This is a genomic window from Thiovibrio frasassiensis (genome assembly GCF_029607905.1).
GTDB lineage: Bacteria > Desulfobacterota > Desulfobulbia > Desulfobulbales > Desulfurivibrionaceae > Thiovibrio > Thiovibrio frasassiensis.
The window spans coordinates 1,058,276-1,071,194 of the sequence record NZ_JAPHEH010000001.1; the positions used below are offsets into that span (position 1 = coordinate 1,058,276).

Sequence of the window (12,919 nt, forward strand, 5' to 3'; positions counted from 1 at the left end):
ACTGGTTGCATGAGATGCCCACGGTCGAAGTGCTTTGGTGGCAGAGTTGTTCCTATTCAGGGTAGTGCGTTTTCAGGCAATCCGGGCAAATGCTATGGCTTATATCGGCCTCTGAATGTTTATAGATGTACACATCAACGTCTTCCCAGTTCCCCTTGGCATCACGGATTTTCTTGCAATGGGAACAGAGAGGCAGGATGCCCTTGAGAGCCTTTATTTCAGCGAGGGATTTTTGTAGTTCCGTGATAAGAGCCTCTCGGGATTCTTCCAATTTCTTTTGTTGGGTGATGTCTTGCACCGAGCCTGTTCTTTTTGTGACTTGCCGAAGTGCCTCGTCATATACAGCTTGTGATTCTTCATGAAGATATCGGATATCACCATTCGGCAAAACAATTCTATAATCAATTTTTAAAGGGGCACCTTCTTGAATCGCTCGATTGATCATCTCCGCAAAAATGTGTTTATCTTCCGGGTGGATTGACTGTTTAAATTTTTCAAATAATTTGGAGACATCCCCTTTTGTGAAGCCAAACAGCCGATAGGTTTCATCCGACCACCAGAGCTTGTTTTTGCCAACATCCAGCTCCCAGCTTCCTACACCCGCAATCCGTTCTGTTTTGTTGAGTCGTGCCTCATTTTTTCTTAATAAAATTTCTATCACAAGCTGTTTTCGGATCTCTTTTTGGAAAAGAAAAAACAAAAGAAGTGCGGTGAAAAAAACAAAAAACCAACCTTTAATACTTTGGAGCTTGGTTAATTCCTGTGGGTCACGTGCCAGTAATAATAAAAGCTGGTCCGAAAAAAAGATCCAGCATAGGGCAATCACGGCATAGGTGAGTGAAATTTTCAGGGCAATTTTTTTGTCGCAAGAAAATATTGGTAAAATCGCCATGGATGCCAAGTCTCTCGTTACCTCCCGATGGACCACAGGGTGAGGCTGGATGCGTGAAAGGCGCGTGCTTTGTCAACAAGCGATGCCCGCTTCAATAGCCTTTGCTGAACAGGGTGCCTGTGCATTTTGGGCAAGGCGGGACGTGGCCTGTTTTTTTAAGCTGCATTTTCTCTCCGCACGCCTGGCAGGTCAAGGTGCCGGCGGAGGTCATCTCCCCGGTCTTGTAGGTAAGCGTTTCTTTTGTTTTGTCACTCAGGGAATGCAGGGCATTGCCGGTCAATTCCAGGACGGTGGCGAGGGAGGCAAGCGCGCCTGCGCCCAGGCGGGAGGGGTGAAACCGCTCTTTGGCTTCTTCCCCCAGCCTCTGGGCATCGGCTATGGTCTGGTCCAGGTCGCGGGCCAGGAATTGTTTCAATTCTTCCCCCTGTTCGGCGCTGAACTCCCCGAGGCTGGTCAATTTCTCCTGGGCTTTTTCCAGCGCCGCGGACATTGATTCGCGCCCCCGTTGCTTTCCCGCCAGGTAGAATTCATGGAATTTACTGGCCAGCATATCGTATTTCTGGGCCAGTTTGTCTTTTTCCTGATCGTTGTTTTCCATGGGAACCCTCCTGTAAAGGCGGCATGGAAGTCCATGCCGCAATGCAATGATTCGGCCGTTCCGGATAGTATCGCTTACAGTGGTTTTTGGCTCTCCATCATCAGGATCAGGTCCAGGACCCGGTTGGAGTAGCCCCATTCGTTGTCGTACCAGGAGAGGACCTTGACCGAGGTGCCGATCACCTTGGTGGAGAGGGCATCAACCACCGAGGAATGCGGGTTGCCCTGGTAATCGATGGAGACCAGGGGTTCTTCGGAATAGCCGAGATAGCGGTTGGCCGCCTCTTTGAGGGCCTGATTCACCTCGGGCACCGTGGTCGGCCGTTCCACCTCCATGACCGCATCCACCAGAGAGACGTTGGGGGTGGGGACCCGTACCGCCAAGCCGTCGAACTTGCCCTTGAGCTCGGGGATTACCAGGGAGACCGCCGCCGCGGCTCCGGTTTTGGTGGGGATCATGGAAAGCGCCGCCGCCCTGGCCCTGCGCAGGTCGCCGTGGGGGAAATCAAGAATGGACTGGTCGTTGGTGTAGGCGTGCACCGTGGTCATCAAGCCGGTTTTGATCCCGAAGCGGTCGAGAATGACCTTGGCCATGGGGGCCAGGCAGTTGGTGGTGCAGGAGGCGTTGGAGATAATGTGGTCTTCGGTGGGGTCGTATTCGTCTTCGTTGACTCCCATGACGATGGTCTTGACCTTGCCCTTGGCCGGGGCCGAGATCACTACTTTTTTGGCGCCGGCCTCAAGGTGCAGGGAGGCTTTTTCTCCGTCGGTGAAGAGGCCGGTGGATTCGACCACATACTCGACTCCCAGCTCGCCCCAAGGAATATCGGCGGGGTTGCGGTGGTTGAAGATCTTGACCGAGCGGCCGTTGACCACGATGCCATCCTCGGCGGCGAGCACGCTTTTATCGTAGACGCCCATGATCGAGTCGTATTTGAGCAGATGGGCCAGGGTGGCATTGTTGGTCAGGTCATTGATGGCAATGACCTCGATATCGGCAAAGAGGGGGTCCTTGTCAATGGCCCGAAAGATGTTGCGGCCAATGCGGCCAAAACCGTTGATGCCTATCCGTATCGCCATGCCGGTCTCCTTTCTGTGTAACTGTTCAGCAGCACCGCACCTGCTTCGCAGTCTCGCTGTGCTTCGCTTAGCTGTCATCGGCCTGCTCATGTGCAATAGCACACTTCGCAGTCCTCTTTCGCGCATCTGCGGCAGCAGTAAAGCGGCGCTGCTGAACAGTTACGGTTCGTGGTTTTTCCTGTCGTTTTTCCCGAAGGCACGAAATTATTGTACCTGGGAAAGTGCCTCGCGATAAAGCGATAAATAATGGGTCAGCACTTTATCCCAGGTGTAAGTCTCGTGGATCGTACGAACGGCGGCCTGTTGCATGGCCTGGATTTTTTTGGGATTGGTCCGGAAGGTGTGCAGGGCTGTCTGCATGGCGCCCATTAGGGCAGCGGACTTGTGTTCCGGATAGGAAAAGCCGGTTTTTCCGTCCTTCACCTTGACCAACCCGCCGATGTGATGGACGATGGGTAGGTTGCCGAAGAGTTGAGCGATATAGTCGGTAAGGCCGCAGGGCTCGTAGCGGGAGGGGATGAGAAAGAAGTCGCCGGCCGCGTAAATGCGGTTGGCAAGCTGCTGGTCGTAGCCCCGGAGCAGGCAGATGCGTCCCTGGTTTTTTGGAGAAGCGGTCAAACCGGCCAGGGCCTTCTCAATTTCCTTGCTGCCCGAGCCCTGGATCAGAACCTGGAAGTTCTGGTCCAGGGGCAGCAGGGTTTCCAGCGCCCCCAAGAGCTTGTCCACCCCCTTTTGGGAGGAGAAGCGGCCGACAAAGGTGAAGAGGGGGTTGTCGGGCCGGTCGTCCAGGGTGCCGGTCTGGCGCACCGTTTTCAGGCTGCGGCGGTTCAGTTCCTTGATCAGGCTCTGGCGGCATTTTGCCTTGCCGGCCAGATCGCCGCTTGCTGGGTCAAATCCGGCGGCAAGGCCCAATTCCTTTGGTTTGCGCGGGTCAAAATCCGCCGGGTTGATGCCGTTGGTCACGCCCTTGAGTACCACGCCCCGCGCCAGGAGCCGGTGGCCGAGGAAGCCGGTAAGCGCATCGTCGTCGGTTTCCCGCAGTTCCCGGGCGTAGTTTTCGCTCACCGTGTTCAGGACCGCATAGGGCGAAGCGGCAAGAAAGGGGTCGAATTTCTCGTCCAGCAGATTGTTGGTGATCAGCGTGGTGGGCAAGCCGGTGATCGCCTCGGCAAAGGGCAGGTCGCCCACCTCTTGGTGGTAGCCGATGCCGGCGTTGTGGATGGTGACCACGCAGCCGGTTTTGGCAAAATAATGGCGGAAGCCTTCGTTTTCGCGGAGGATGGCCGGCAGGATAGCGGTGTGGCCGTCGTGGCAGTGGATGATCTCGGGGTGTTCGGCCAGCCGGATCATCAGGGCGGCGGCGGCCTTTTGCAGGAGGACGTTCATGGCGAAGTAGTCAAAATGACCGGAGCCCTGCTGGTGGAAAGGGTTTGCCGCCTCGTCCTCGGCGGTATAGGTGTAAACGCTCTTTTTTTCCAGATAGCGGGCCGCATCGATCAGGTAGATGGTGAGCGCCCCTTTTTTTGCGGTCGGTTTTTCCGTTTTGGCAAAGATCCGCACATATTCCCGGCGCGGTTCCCCGGTATAGTCCAGATCGATGTCAAAGGAGAGATCCAGGGGGTTGAAGCCCAGCAGGGTTGGGTCCATGAAGCCGTAGCGCGGCAGAACCACGCTGACCTTGCACCCGGAGCGCGCCAGGGCCTCGGCCAGCTGCCGGGCCACATCCTTGACGCCGCCGGCCCCGGCCAGGCCGTCGTATTCGCGGGTCAGCATCCAGACGTTGTTGATTTTTTTGTCAGCGCGAGATTGAGGGGCCATGTCTTCTCCGGCCAAAAGTGGGTAAGTGTGTTTCTGTACAGGCAGAATGCATTATTGCGCGAAGTCCATTGGCGGAGGCGGCTCCGGCTTGCGAGCAGATTCCTTTCTCCTTAGGCGATGGCTTTCTGGCGCAGGAGATGATCGGCCAGGGTCAGAGCCACCATGGCCTCACAGACCGGGATGATCCGGGGAATGGCGGAGATATCGTGCCGGCCGCCGATGCTGACCGTGACCGGCTCGTGGGCCAGGTTGATGGTCTGCTGCTCCCGGCTGATGGAGGGGATGGGCTTGACCGCGACCCGGGCGACGATGGCGTCGCCGTTGGAGATCCCGGCCAGGATGCCGCCGCTGTTGTTGCTGGCAAAACCCTCGGGCAGGATGACATCGTTGTTCTCCGAACCCCGCATCTCGGCGGCACTAAAGCCGGCGCCGATCTCCACGCCCTTGACCGCGCCGATGGACATCAGCGCCCCGGCCAGGGCGGCATCGAGCTTTTCAAACACCGGTTCGCCCAAGCCCGGCGGGCAGCCGGTGGCGAGAATTTCGACAATGCCGCCCAGGGTGTCGCCCTCTTTGCGAACCGCCTCGATATGGGTGATCATCTTGACCGCCGCCTCGTTGTCCGGGCAGAACAGCGGGTTGTCGTTGATCTCAGCCAGATTCCGTTTGCCGGTGCTGATCTCGCCCAAGGCCACGGTGTAGGCCCTGACCGTGATGCCGTGCAGGGAGAGGAGCTTTTTGGCCACCGCCCCGGCGGCCACCCTGCCTGCGGTTTCCCGAGCCGAGGCCCGGCCGCCGCCCCGGTGGTCGCGGAGGCCGTATTTGGCGAGATAGCTGATGTCGCCATGCCCCGGCCGGAAGATATCCTTGAGGTTGTCGTAGGATTTGCTGTGGGCATCCTTGTTGAAGATCGCCAGGGCAATGGGGGTGCCGGTGGTTTTCCCTTCAAAGAGTCCGGAAAGGATCTCCACCGCATCCGGCTCTTTTCTGGGGCTCGCGGCAGGTCCCCCCTTGCCGGGCCGTCTGCGGTCGAGCTCCGCCTGGATATCCTGGGGGGTGAGCGGGAGTCCGGGAGGGCAGCCGTCGATGGTGGCGCCCACTGCGGTGCCGTGGGATTCGCCCCAGGTGGTTACGCGAAAAACAGAGCCAAAGGTATTTCCTGCCATGATATTCGTCCCTAACAGTATATGGGGTCTTTGGGAAGCGAGGCTTCGACTGCGCGAAGAAAGGCATCGTCTCCCAAGGCCGTTTCAATAATATGCACGATCTCGCCCGCGCTTTTGTTGCTGGTATCCACGGCGAGGTGCGATCCTTTTTCGTAGAGTGGGTCCCGTTCGGCCAGGACCTGGGCCACCTCGGCATAGATGTCCGAATCGGTGAGGGTTGGCCGCTGGGCCGAGCTGTTTGGGTCTTCGGAGAGGCGTCGGCAGATGGTGTCGATATCCGCCGTGAGCCAGACGACAAGGCCGGTCTGTCGCAAGAGGTTCCAGATATCCTGATGGAGGATCGCTCCGCCTCCGGTGGAGAGGACCACGTCCTTGCGGCAGACCATTTCCGCCAGCAGGTCGCGTTCAAGGAGGCGGAACTGTCCCCACCCCTGTTGGGCGACGATCTGACGGATGGACTTCCCTGCCCTGGCCACGAGCAGCTCGTCCATGTCGATAAATTCCAAGCCCAGGTGCTCGGCCAGGGTCAAGCCGACGAGGGTTTTGCCGGTGGCCCGGTAGCCGGTCAGGATAATTTTTCTTTTGGGTATAAACATATAGTAAATTTACGGGAAAGAGAGGGAGGGTGTCAAGGGCGGCCTCGGTTTCTTTTCCGTGATAGACCGCGAAGCAGGAAAAAGCACAAGCGTTTTATCCGGCTGGAGAGCAGGTTTTGCATTTCAGTCAATAGAGTTATCTCGTAACCTGTTGAAATACAAACATAATTTACTTTCTTGTCAAATAGGACAAAAAAGGTTTGACTTTGCTTTTTTAAAATGATAATTTTTATCAAATACGAGGTGCTTTCTTTGCTAATTCCTTTTGAGAATGGAGATATGTCATGGGTGAGAATTGTTGCGGTTGTTTGCAGGTTGGGCAGAATGTTCCCGATTTTACTATGGATACCTATGAGCCGACCGATTACGGCTTCGCGACCACGTCCTTGGAGCAGCTGAAAAAAGCAGGCAAGTGGACTGTGCTGGTTTTTTATCCGGCGGACTTTACCTTTGTCTGCTCCACCGAATTGGGCGACCTGGCTGATGAATATGACAATATCAAGGCAGCCGGCGCTGAGGTGGTCACGGTGAGCACCGATACCGTTTACACCCATCTCGCCTGGAAGCGGGAAGAGAAATTTCTCGAAAACGCCAAATACCCCATGGCGGCCGACCCAACCGGCGCGGTGTCCAAGCTGTTCGGGGTCTACGATTACGGAACAGGTCTGGCGTTGCGCGGCACCTTTATCATCAGCCCCGAGGGCAAACTGGTCGCCTCCGAGGTGAATTTTTACAACGTCGGCCGCAGTGCCAAGGAGCTTTTGCGAAAACTCAAAGCCAGCGTTTATGTGGCCGCCCATCCTGCCGAGGCCTGTCCGGCCCGCTGGGAAGCAGGCGACAAGACCCTGACTCCTGGGGCCAAACTGGTGGGCAAGGTGTACGACGCCCTGAAGTAATGCAGTAAGCCCGTTGCAATCGCGGGTTGATTGATTGCCAAAACACGGAACACCCTCTCCTCCGCTGCAACTCCAGCAGAGGGGGAGAGTTGCTTTTCTTCCTCCTCCCCTTGAAGCCCCCCATTCCTCCCTCCCTTGGAATGGGGGGCTTCTTTTTTCCCTTCTCAGCGGCGATTGTTTCCGTGCATGCCCGTCCAGAGGCCGAGAAAAAAATGGCGGGCATTGGTCCCCAGGGAGCGGGTCCGGTAGCCGCCTTCCTGCACGACCAGGGTGGGTAACCGCAGGTTGCCGAGCATCCGGCCGTTTTCCTCAAAATCCGCGCCAGAGAGCGACCAGGTGCCGGTGGGGTCATTTTTCGCCGGATCAAGTCCCAGAGCCACCACGAGAAAATGCGGCTTAAAGGCGCGGATCCGCTTGAGAGCCCGCGCCAGCACCGGCCGGTAGCCGATGCCGTCCAGCGCTTCCGGCAGAGGATAGTTGCGATTAAATCCCCTGCCTGCCCCCTCCCCCACCTCTTCACTGAAACCGGAAAAATAGGGATAGGCAAAGCTGGGGTGTCCGTGGATCGAAAGGGTCAGGACATCGTTGCGCTGATAAAAGATATCCTGGGTGCCGTTGCCGTGGTGGTAATCGATATCGAGCACCGCCACCCTGCCTTCGCGGCTGAGATAATTGGCGGCGATCCCGGCCGAGTTGAAATAGCAGAAACCGCCGAATACCCTGCTTTCGGCATGATGCCCCGGCGGTCGGACCAGGGCGTAGCTCAAGCGGTAGCCCTTTTCCAGGAGCTGGGCCGCAGTCAAGGCGCAGTCCACCGCGCCCTTGGCTGCCCGGTAGGCGTTGCGGTTCAGGGGGGTAAAGGTATCGATGCAGTAATACCCTGCCCGCACCGGCAGATCCTTGGGCGGTCTGGCCGCGTTGCGGATGGGGAAGACATAGGGGTAGACCGATTTCCCGGGCTCAAGGCTGGTGCAGACCTGATTGAGGTAATCGACAAATTTCGGGTCATGGACCTTTTTGATGTGCCGCTCGGAAAAATGACGGGCCGGCAGCCGCTCGAATAAGCCGGTGGGCTCAATGCCCTTGAGGATGGAGGCAATGCGCACCGGCGCCTCCACGTAGCCCCGCTCGCGGATATGGTGGATATCGTGCTTTTCGTTGACGATGAGCCCGATCAATTTTTCCAGGGACTTGACGGGATGGACCTTGATCGGCTCTTTCTTGATATAGCGGGGTCCACGGCGCTGTACCGGGTCGTCGGCAAACGATGCCACCACCATCTCGATGTAGCCGGCGGGGCAAGCCTTGCCGTACTTGCGGATCAGGATGGCGCGCACCACCTCGCGGGCCGTGGCCCGGGCCAGGGGTTGGCCGCTGCCCAGATCGTCGAAAACCAGATAGGGCGGGCAATCGTACTCCGGCTTGAGCGGGGTTTCGTAGGCGGTATGGATGATGGGCAGGGCGCCGTAGCGTTCGTAAAATCTCAGCCGCGCCCGGCTTTGTTTCACCGTGGCCTCTTCTTGGCAGATCTTCGGGTCATCGGGCAAACATTCCATGAAGATCCCGTTGTCCCCGAGGGTGCGGGCCTCATCGCGAACCCGCTCGTAGAGGGCGCCGCCGACCCCGCTGGCTGCGGCTTTCGGGTCCACCGAGATGAAGTCGAGAAAGCAGAAACCAAGATCCGGAGCATGGTTGAGCAGGGCAAACCCCTTGACCCGGAGCTTCATGTCGTCGGCAATGAAGAGAATGGTGCGGAAGCGGTATTTTAAGGGGTTGGAAAGCTTCTGGGCAAGGCTGGTGATCTCGCTTTCCGAGATGGCTGAAAACTGGCTGCGCAGGATCTGCTGCACCTGCTCGATGGCCTCGCGGTCGATGGCCAGGGTATTGTCATAGATTCTGCGGATGCGAAACATGATACCCCTGTTAAAAAATGGTCAGAGTTCTTTTAGGTAGACGACCTTGTCATCACCGTCCCGGTAAAAATCAGGGAAAACGCAGGCCACCCGATAGCCGTTTTTTTCATAAAATCCACGGGCCGAATCATAGCCCGGGGTGGATGAGGTGTCCACGTAAACCTTGGCCGATCCTTGGCCGGTAAGCTCGGTCTCCATCTGCGTGAGCAGCAGCAGCCCGATCCCCTGTCTGCCAAGGTGTGGGTCCACGGCGACCCAATAGAGGTCAAAGCGGCGGTCGGTCATGGGGATCTCCCCGTAACAGATAAAGCCGACCACCTTATCTTCGCCGGTCTTGGCAATCAGGATTTGATAGTCATTCTTTTCCGGATTCAAGGTGTCGTCGATGACCTCGATGGCCACCTCCACCTCCTGGGCATTGAAATTTTTTTGCTTGCGGACCAGTGCGAGCAATTGGCTGCGGTCTTTGGCTGCAATGGGCTGGATGGTGATCATAGGGGTACTCGCAGGGCGACCAGCCGGATGAATTCGCCGACCATCTCCGTATAGTTCATCTTGTTTTCGGCCACGGCTGCGGCAAAACCTCCATCCGGACTGAGGCAGGGGTTGGCATTGATCTCAAGGATGTACAGACCCCCCTGGTCGTCGAGGCGCAGATCAACCCGGGCGTAATCGCGCAGACCGAAGAGAGTAAAGCACTCCTGGGACATGCTCCGCATGGCCTGTTGCACGGGCGCGGGCAGGTTGTTGGGGAAGCAGCGGGGAGAATGGTTGTATTCAAAGGATTCCTCGTCCCATTTACCCTTGTAGCTGACAATGCGGTGCAGATCGGCGGGAAATTCGGAAAAATCGATCTCCGCCAGGGGCATGACCCGGGGCTGGGGATAGCCGAAAAGCGAGATATTGAACTCTCTTCCGGCGATATACTCTTCCACCAGGATGGCGCCGTACTGTCCATAGAGTGCTTCCAGTCGGGGAAGCAGGTCGGCGATTTCCGCAACCACCGATTCCTGCTCGATGCCGATGGAGGCATCCTGGAAGCGGGGCTTGAGGATCACCGGGAAATGAAGGCCTGCGGGCCGCAGTACCTCACCGCCCTCGTAGAGGAAAAAGGCGGGGGTGTGCAGCCCCGAGGCACCGAGGAGTCGTTTGAGGGTGAGTTTGTCCGTGGAGAGCAGCAATGCCATGGCCGAGGAGCCGGTGAAGGGAATCCCCAGCAGTTCGAGGACTGCGGCCGGGTGGCCGATGAGGAGCGGATCTTCGTCCACCGACTCGCAGAGGTTGAAGGCAAGGTCTATCCCTTCTTCTTTTACGGTGGCGACAAAAGCGGCCAGATCGCGGCTGAAGGGGATGCGCACCCGGGGCTGGCCCAGTTCGGTGAGCGCGGTCTCGATGGCCTCCACCTGGGCCAGGACATCGACGGAGGATTCCCAGTTCGGCTCACCCTTGGGGATGGGCTGGTTATGGATGATCCCGACTTTGAGGTGTTTCATGGGGCCAGCCCGAGCCGGGCAATGGCGGCTTCGACGATCTCGCTGAGCAGCTCCTGGTAGGTGATGCCGTATTTGGCGGCGATGATGCAGAGGTCGGAATGCTCGGGATGCAGCCCGGCCAGGGGGTTGACCTCGATGAAATTGGGGATGCCGTTGGCGTCGGAGCGCAGGTCCACCCTCCCCCCGTCCCGGCAATCCAGAGCCTGCCAAGCGGCCAGGGCGGTTGCTTCCGCCTGGTGCGCTTCCGCATCGTCCACCTTGCGGTATTCCACCAGCTCTTCGCAGAACTCCTTGTTGTGATACGAATAGACCTCCGGCTCGGAGTCGGGCAGCAGCACCACCTCCATGACCCCGATGGAGCGGGCTTTCGCGCCGTTGCCCACGATGCCTACGGTGAACTCCCTCCCCGGCAGATAGGCCTCCACCAGTACCGGCTGGTGGAAGGTTTGCAAGAGCTCGGCACAGACCACGTGCAGCTCTTCGCCGGTGCTGATCTTGGAGGCAGGGGTCACGCCCTTGCCGGTGCCCTCGGCCACCGGCTTGGCAAAGACCGGATAGGGCAGCGTCACCCCAGCCACGTCTTCGCTGCTTTTCACCACACTGAAGGCGGGGGTGGGGATGCCGAGATCCCGGACCACGTGTTTGCTCATTCCCTTGTGCAGGGTCAACCCCAGGACCAGAGGGTCGGAAAAGACGTAGGGAATCCGGTGCGCCTCCAACAGGGCGGGCACCAGAGCTTCCCGGCCGAAGCCGTACAGCCCTTCGCAGATATTAAAAACCAGATCCCAGCGTTCCCCCCCGAGCAGCCGGGGCATGAGGCTCATGAAATTGCCGATGGGCACGGTTTCGTGGCCCATATCCCGCAGGGCCTGGTCAATGGCCGCGATGGTTGATTCCCGGTCGAACTCGGCGGTTTCTTCTTCCCCGTAGCCAGCGGCGAGATAGTCGCTCCGCAGGTCGTAGGTCATTCCAATCAGCATGAGAGAGTTCCTTGTTTTCAGGGCGATTAGCAAATGGCTAACAAGTTCCCTCCCCCCGAGGGGGGAGGGTTAGGGAGAGGGGGAAATAGCTGGACCGCTGGGTTGCAGCTTCACCCGCCCCCTGGCCCCTCCCGTCAAGGGAGGGGGGATTCAATTTGGCAGAATTTTGCAAGTGGCTCAGGGCTAGGCGAAACATGGTAACCGTTTACGCTCAGCTTGCCCGGCTTGCCGCGCCGATCACGTCGGGGTAGCGGTAGACCTTGCCTTCGTAATTCCTGATCAAAAGATCGTTGCCCTCCCGGCCAACCACGGTTTCGGGAATGAGCGGGATCTTGCCGCCGCCGCCCGGCGCGTCGATCACATAGTTGGGCACGGCATAGCCGGAGGTGTGGCCTCGCAACCCTTGGTACATCTCCAACCCCTTGGAAACCGGGGTGCGGAAATGGGCCGAGCCGATGATGGGATCGCACTGGTACAGGTAATAGGGCTTGACCCGGATCTTGACCAAGCCGTGCATGAGCGTGCGCATGGTGTCCAGGGAATCGTTGATCCCGGAAAGGAGCACGGTCTGGCTGCCCAGGGGGATGCCTGAGTCGGCGAGCATGGCGCAGGCCTTGGTCGCTTCCGGGGTGAGTTCGTCGGGGTGGGTGCAGTGGATGCTCATCCACAGCGGGTGATATTTTTTCAGCATGGCTACCAGTTCCGGGGTGATGCGCTGGGGCAGCACCATGGGGGCCTTGGTGCCGATGCGGATCATCTCCACGTGCGGGATCCGGCGCAACCGGCTCAGCAGCCATTCGATCTGCTCGTCACCCATGGTCAGCGGATCGCCGCCGGAAAGGAGGACATCGCGGATCCCCGGGTTGGCGGCGATATAGGCGATGGCTTTCTGCCAGCGGGCCGGGCTGTGGCTCTTGCGCCGGCCGACCATGCGGGAGCGGGTGCAGTAGCGGCAGTAGCTCGAACAGTAGTCGGTGACCAGAAAGAGGACCCGGTCGGGATAGCGGTGCACCAAGCCCGGCACCGGAGAGTGATTGTCCTCGCCCAGGGGATCGTGTTCCTCGCCCTGGGAAACCAGCAACTCACTCAAGGTCGGCACCATGGTGCGCCGGAGCGGCTGCTGCGGATTGTCAGGGGAAATGAGGCTGGCGTAGTAGGGAGTAATGGCCAGGGGCAGAGTGGCGCCATTAAAGGCCATGGCCTGCCGCTCGCTGTCCGAGAGGTCTATGAGCTTGCCGAGTTTTTTGAGGCTGGTGATGCGGTTGCGGAGCTGCCAGTGCCAGTCGTGCCAGTCGTCATCGGTGGCGAGGGGGAAATGGCGTTGCCGGAAGGTGGGGCTGGGGGGGTGGTTGGAAAAGGGAAAGGCGTTGGTGGGGCAACAACCTGGAGGTTCCTCTTGCTCCTCAATGTGGACAACCTTTTGCTGCATTGTGCGTCTCCTTGCTGGATGGTCGATGGATCCATTAAAAAGATTAAATAATTTCAAAA

At 58.4% G+C, this 12,919-nt stretch carries 12 protein-coding genes; 1 reads left to right on the top strand and 11 read right to left on the bottom strand.

The window, feature by feature from the left end; all coding sequences use genetic code 11:
- Nucleotides 1-52: 52 nt before the first annotated feature.
- From OLX77_RS05015 to OLX77_RS05040, 6 genes are all read right to left on the bottom strand, one after another.
- On the bottom strand, nucleotides 53-892 hold the full coding sequence (locus OLX77_RS05015) for a PAS domain-containing protein (RefSeq protein WP_307632495.1): 840 nt from the start codon (nucleotides 890-892) through the stop codon (nucleotides 53-55).
- 91 nt (nucleotides 893-983) lie between these two features.
- Nucleotides 984-1,490, bottom strand: a complete 507-nt coding sequence (locus OLX77_RS05020; protein ID WP_307632496.1) for a zinc ribbon-containing protein — start codon at nucleotides 1,488-1,490, stop codon at nucleotides 984-986.
- A 74-nt stretch (nucleotides 1,491-1,564) separates the two neighbouring features.
- On the bottom strand, nucleotides 1,565-2,569 hold the full coding sequence (gap, locus tag OLX77_RS05025; protein WP_307632497.1) for a type I glyceraldehyde-3-phosphate dehydrogenase: 1,005 nt from the start codon (nucleotides 2,567-2,569) through the stop codon (nucleotides 1,565-1,567).
- A gap of 204 nt (nucleotides 2,570-2,773) precedes the next feature.
- On the bottom strand, nucleotides 2,774-4,387 hold the full coding sequence (locus OLX77_RS05030) for a glycogen synthase (protein WP_307632498.1): 1,614 nt from the start codon (nucleotides 4,385-4,387) through the stop codon (nucleotides 2,774-2,776).
- 110 nt (nucleotides 4,388-4,497) lie between these two features.
- Nucleotides 4,498-5,553: a chorismate synthase gene (gene aroC / locus OLX77_RS05035; protein ID WP_307632499.1), complete on the bottom strand. Its 1,056-nt coding sequence runs from the start codon at nucleotides 5,551-5,553 to the stop codon at nucleotides 4,498-4,500.
- An 11-nt stretch (nucleotides 5,554-5,564) separates the two neighbouring features.
- Nucleotides 5,565-6,149: a shikimate kinase gene (locus OLX77_RS05040; protein WP_307632500.1), complete on the bottom strand. Its 585-nt coding sequence runs from the start codon at nucleotides 6,147-6,149 to the stop codon at nucleotides 5,565-5,567.
- A 284-nt stretch (nucleotides 6,150-6,433) separates the two neighbouring features.
- On the opposite strand from OLX77_RS05040, the gene OLX77_RS05045 reads away from it, so the two are divergent.
- A complete protein-coding gene (locus OLX77_RS05045; protein WP_307632501.1) occupies nucleotides 6,434-7,045 on the top strand; it encodes a peroxiredoxin in 612 nt (203 codons plus the stop codon).
- 164 nt (nucleotides 7,046-7,209) lie between these two features.
- Here the strand turns inward: OLX77_RS05045 and OLX77_RS05050 are convergent, their stop codons facing one another.
- The 5 genes from OLX77_RS05050 to OLX77_RS05070 form a co-directional block, all read right to left on the bottom strand.
- On the bottom strand, nucleotides 7,210-8,958 hold the full coding sequence (locus OLX77_RS05050) for an acetylpolyamine amidohydrolase (RefSeq protein ID WP_307632502.1): 1,749 nt from the start codon (nucleotides 8,956-8,958) through the stop codon (nucleotides 7,210-7,212).
- 21 nt (nucleotides 8,959-8,979) lie between these two features.
- Nucleotides 8,980-9,453: a GNAT family N-acetyltransferase gene (locus OLX77_RS05055; protein ID WP_307632503.1), complete on the bottom strand. Its 474-nt coding sequence runs from the start codon at nucleotides 9,451-9,453 to the stop codon at nucleotides 8,980-8,982.
- On the bottom strand, nucleotides 9,450-10,451 hold the full coding sequence (locus OLX77_RS05060) for a D-alanine--D-alanine ligase family protein (RefSeq protein ID WP_307632504.1): 1,002 nt from the start codon (nucleotides 10,449-10,451) through the stop codon (nucleotides 9,450-9,452). Before OLX77_RS05060 ends, OLX77_RS05055 begins: the two co-directional genes overlap by 4 nt.
- Entirely contained in the window at nucleotides 10,448-11,431 is a 984-nt protein-coding gene (locus OLX77_RS05065; RefSeq protein ID WP_307632505.1) for a D-alanine--D-alanine ligase family protein, read from the bottom strand. Before OLX77_RS05065 ends, OLX77_RS05060 begins: the two co-directional genes overlap by 4 nt.
- Nucleotides 11,432-11,642: 211 nt before the next feature.
- Entirely contained in the window at nucleotides 11,643-12,860 is a 1,218-nt protein-coding gene (locus tag OLX77_RS05070) for a KamA family radical SAM protein (RefSeq protein WP_307632506.1), read from the bottom strand.
- Nucleotides 12,861-12,919: the final 59 nt, after the last annotated feature.

Bases quoted from the DNA above. Each gene is read 5' to 3' on its own strand.
- OLX77_RS05050 (WP_307632502.1), bottom strand. From the start codon at position 8,958: ATGTTTCGCATCCGCAGAATCTATGACAATACCCTGGCCATCGACCGC.
- OLX77_RS05070 (WP_307632506.1), bottom strand. From the start codon at position 12,860: ATGCAGCAAAAGGTTGTCCACATTGAGGAGCAAGAGGAACCTCCAGGT.
- OLX77_RS05055 (WP_307632503.1), bottom strand. From the start codon at position 9,453: ATGATCACCATCCAGCCCATTGCAGCCAAAGACCGCAGCCAATTGCTC.
- OLX77_RS05015 (WP_307632495.1), bottom strand. From the start codon at position 892: ATGGCGATTTTACCAATATTTTCTTGCGACAAAAAAATTGCCCTGAAA.
- gap (WP_307632497.1), bottom strand. From the start codon at position 2,569: ATGGCGATACGGATAGGCATCAACGGTTTTGGCCGCATTGGCCGCAAC.
- OLX77_RS05030 (WP_307632498.1), bottom strand. From the start codon at position 4,387: ATGGCCCCTCAATCTCGCGCTGACAAAAAAATCAACAACGTCTGGATG.
- OLX77_RS05040 (WP_307632500.1), bottom strand. From the start codon at position 6,149: ATGTTTATACCCAAAAGAAAAATTATCCTGACCGGCTACCGGGCCACC.
- OLX77_RS05045 (WP_307632501.1), top strand. From the start codon at position 6,434: ATGGGTGAGAATTGTTGCGGTTGTTTGCAGGTTGGGCAGAATGTTCCC.
- aroC (WP_307632499.1), bottom strand. From the start codon at position 5,553: ATGGCAGGAAATACCTTTGGCTCTGTTTTTCGCGTAACCACCTGGGGC.
- OLX77_RS05065 (WP_307632505.1), bottom strand. From the start codon at position 11,431: ATGCTGATTGGAATGACCTACGACCTGCGGAGCGACTATCTCGCCGCT.
- OLX77_RS05060 (WP_307632504.1), bottom strand. From the start codon at position 10,451: ATGAAACACCTCAAAGTCGGGATCATCCATAACCAGCCCATCCCCAAG.
- OLX77_RS05020 (WP_307632496.1), bottom strand. From the start codon at position 1,490: ATGGAAAACAACGATCAGGAAAAAGACAAACTGGCCCAGAAATACGAT.